The sequence below is a fragment of the Vibrio penaeicida genome (assembly GCF_002933855.1).
In the GTDB taxonomy this organism is placed as follows: domain Bacteria; phylum Pseudomonadota; class Gammaproteobacteria; order Enterobacterales; family Vibrionaceae; genus Vibrio; species Vibrio penaeicida_A.
Window position 1 is genome coordinate 1 of sequence record NZ_BFAQ01000080.1, and the last position, 2,307, is coordinate 2,307.

The window sequence follows — 2,307 nt, forward strand, 5'->3', positions numbered from 1 at the left end:
TGCCACGCGTTGGCGGTCGACTTGAAGCGTTTGTTATACGAATTCTGGGTTTGTATCTTGGCTTAAGTAGCCCCAAACACGAAAATGTGTTTCATGCAGTGAATACCTAATTCCATATTTCTCAAAGACTGCGAGAATTTCATTGCGCCTATCAGTTTCTTTAGCCGCCACCAAGCGTCCTTGATGCTCATAAACTATTGGATTGAAATCTAGCCACTCTATAAAAGGGCTTTCTTCAAATACTTCATCCCACCAAACTGTGCTAAAACCATAGATTTCATCTGATGAAATTAGTTTGTATCTAACACTAATATTTAAAGATTGAAGCGCTTCGAAGCCAACACAAAGTTCACGCCATTTAGTTTTATTCATCGCTGAAACTAGTTGACGGTCATTTATGATTTTACGATATTTTTCGGACATCCCTTCTCCGTATAACGCCAGCTTAAACCGCAGACAACGCACAAAACAAGCCACTGCATTACGCCTTAAACACTGAATTCACCGCAAACCAAAAGTGCCACGCGTTGTTTGTCGGTTTGAAGCTTTTGTTATGTTTATGGGTAAATGATTACATAGCTTATTTTTCTATAGTGGGGTAAATCTGGACATGTACTAATACGTGAATCATCGATATATACCGCTGTTTCTTTCCCTGCAGTTAAGGCTGTTAATACAATAGAACCCGCTTCATTGGACTTTGTACACATCCATTTCGTATTACTCGCCTCTGTTTTAAATGCCATATGACCTCCACAAGCTGAGTGATCTCCCATAACAAGAGTGATCTTTCCTCCACAATTCTTATCTGCAGCAAATACCACTGATGATAGAATACTTAAACCCAAAAATAATAATCTCAATGTAATCTCCTTTAAAATAACGCCGCGTTAAGTAGTGAGCAACGCCGACCACCAAACCTAAACCATTGTGCCGTAAACACTAAATTCAAAGCAAACCGAAAATGCCGCGCGTTGGGAATCTGCCTTAAACGCTTTGTTATGCGTATTCTCCCACACGTACCAGACTGAGTTTTTCACTCGCTGTCGGAGCTTCAAAGTACTGAGTAACATGATGAAATACAGCTTCTGTGTCAAACATAGCTCTTTCAGGTTGTTCAACTCGGCGCTTAGCAATTTGGGATAAACATTGCTCATCTGTTAGGTCTAAATACCAAAGCTCATGCTCACTACCTACTTCGACGCACAGTGATACGAATCAAGCTCTTTGCTTAACAGTATTAGCAGGAAAGTCCATAACAACGTTAACCCCAACATTCAACAGACTTTGAACATGCCTTTTAACGAAAGGCTTAATGAGATTTGAATACTTAATGTAGTCGTCAAATGTTTGAATTTGTGAAGGATAATGAACTGACAACCAGTCGTCTTCTGAAATTAGGACTGCATTGTTTTCAGCAGCCACAACCTTAGATTTAGTCGACTTGCCTGCCCCCATCTTGCCACAGAAGAAGAACAGCTTTCCCTGATTTTCCATGTTTCCTCCATTTACGCATAACACCCGCTTAAGTGGCTGCCAACGCAATACAACGGCTACCGCATTGCGCCTTAAACACAATAATTACTGCAAACTAAAAGTGCCACGCGTTGGCAGTCCGCTTGAAGCGTTTGTTATAACACAATTGCTATACGTCACTTTCCGTCAGCATTTGACGACAATTTCGCACCGTTAGAATGCGAATTTCATGGCTAAGGCTATATATGATGCGATAGTGCCCGAAAATAATTTCACGAAAATTGGTATGAGGTAATTCCGGCACCATACGTCCCATTTCCGGCATACTTGAGAGAAGCTCCGTTTTATCGAAAACCTCATTAACCCAATCTTCTGCTGCTACTGGATTGTCCAACGAAATAAATTCAGCTGCATCACCTAACTTTTGCAATGCTAGTGGTGACCAGACTACTTTCATTTCTTAATACGCCCTAACACTTGAGCACGAGCGTCCTCATTAGAAACACCTAAGCCCGAAGCTAGTTGTGCTTCAGCAGTACGCATCTCTTCAAGTAACTCGATCTTCTCTTGCATTGCTTCATATTCTGCGACATCAAGAACAACAGCTACACCTTTACCACGCTGTGTTATTACTAGTGGTCTGCGAGTTTCGTTGATCTGCTTGATAAATGACGTTACGCCAGCTCGAAATTCAGACAAAGGCTGAATATCTTGGTCGAAATGGATACGGCTCATGCTGAACTCCCAATGGTACAATTTAATGTACAAATAATAGTTCAACTAGTCATTTTGAGCAATAGGCTGATTTTGTGTTATAACGCCAGCTTAAAC

5 protein-coding genes are annotated in these 2,307 nt (G+C 41.0%); all 5 read right to left on the reverse strand.

Annotated features, from left to right (window positions below; all coding sequences use genetic code 11):
* Positions 1-33: 33 nt before the first annotated feature.
* On the reverse strand, positions 34-423 hold the full coding sequence (locus VPNCDNU1_RS28250) for a DUF6678 family protein (protein WP_022551770.1): 390 nt from the start codon (positions 421-423) through the stop codon (positions 34-36).
* Positions 424-557: 134 nt separating this feature from the next.
* On the reverse strand, positions 558-863 hold the full coding sequence (locus tag VPNCDNU1_RS28255; protein WP_104403461.1) for a hypothetical protein: 306 nt from the start codon (positions 861-863) through the stop codon (positions 558-560).
* A 355-nt stretch (positions 864-1,218) separates the two neighbouring features.
* Positions 1,219-1,497, reverse strand: coding sequence for an AAA family ATPase (locus tag VPNCDNU1_RS29230; protein ID WP_237324246.1), 279 nt, complete (start codon positions 1,495-1,497; stop codon positions 1,219-1,221).
* 148 nt (positions 1,498-1,645) lie between these two features.
* Complete coding sequence (locus VPNCDNU1_RS28270) at positions 1,646-1,933, reverse strand: type II toxin-antitoxin system RelE/ParE family toxin (RefSeq protein WP_104403463.1); 288 nt, start codon at positions 1,931-1,933, stop codon at positions 1,646-1,648.
* Complete coding sequence (locus tag VPNCDNU1_RS28275) at positions 1,930-2,211, reverse strand: type II toxin-antitoxin system Phd/YefM family antitoxin (RefSeq protein ID WP_011080399.1); 282 nt, start codon at positions 2,209-2,211, stop codon at positions 1,930-1,932. The genes VPNCDNU1_RS28270 and VPNCDNU1_RS28275 overlap by 4 nt, the downstream gene beginning before the upstream one ends.
* Between the last annotated feature and the right edge of the window lie 96 nt (positions 2,212-2,307).

Coding starts and splice junctions, on each gene's coding strand:
- VPNCDNU1_RS28250 (WP_022551770.1), bottom strand. CDS start 423: ATGTCCGAAAAATATCGTAAAATCATAAATGACCGTCAACTAGTTTCA.
- VPNCDNU1_RS29230 (WP_237324246.1), bottom strand. CDS start 1,497: ATGGAAAATCAGGGAAAGCTGTTCTTCTTCTGTGGCAAGATGGGGGCA.
- VPNCDNU1_RS28275 (WP_011080399.1), bottom strand. CDS start 2,211: ATGAGCCGTATCCATTTCGACCAAGATATTCAGCCTTTGTCTGAATTT.
- VPNCDNU1_RS28270 (WP_104403463.1), bottom strand. CDS start 1,933: ATGAAAGTAGTCTGGTCACCACTAGCATTGCAAAAGTTAGGTGATGCA.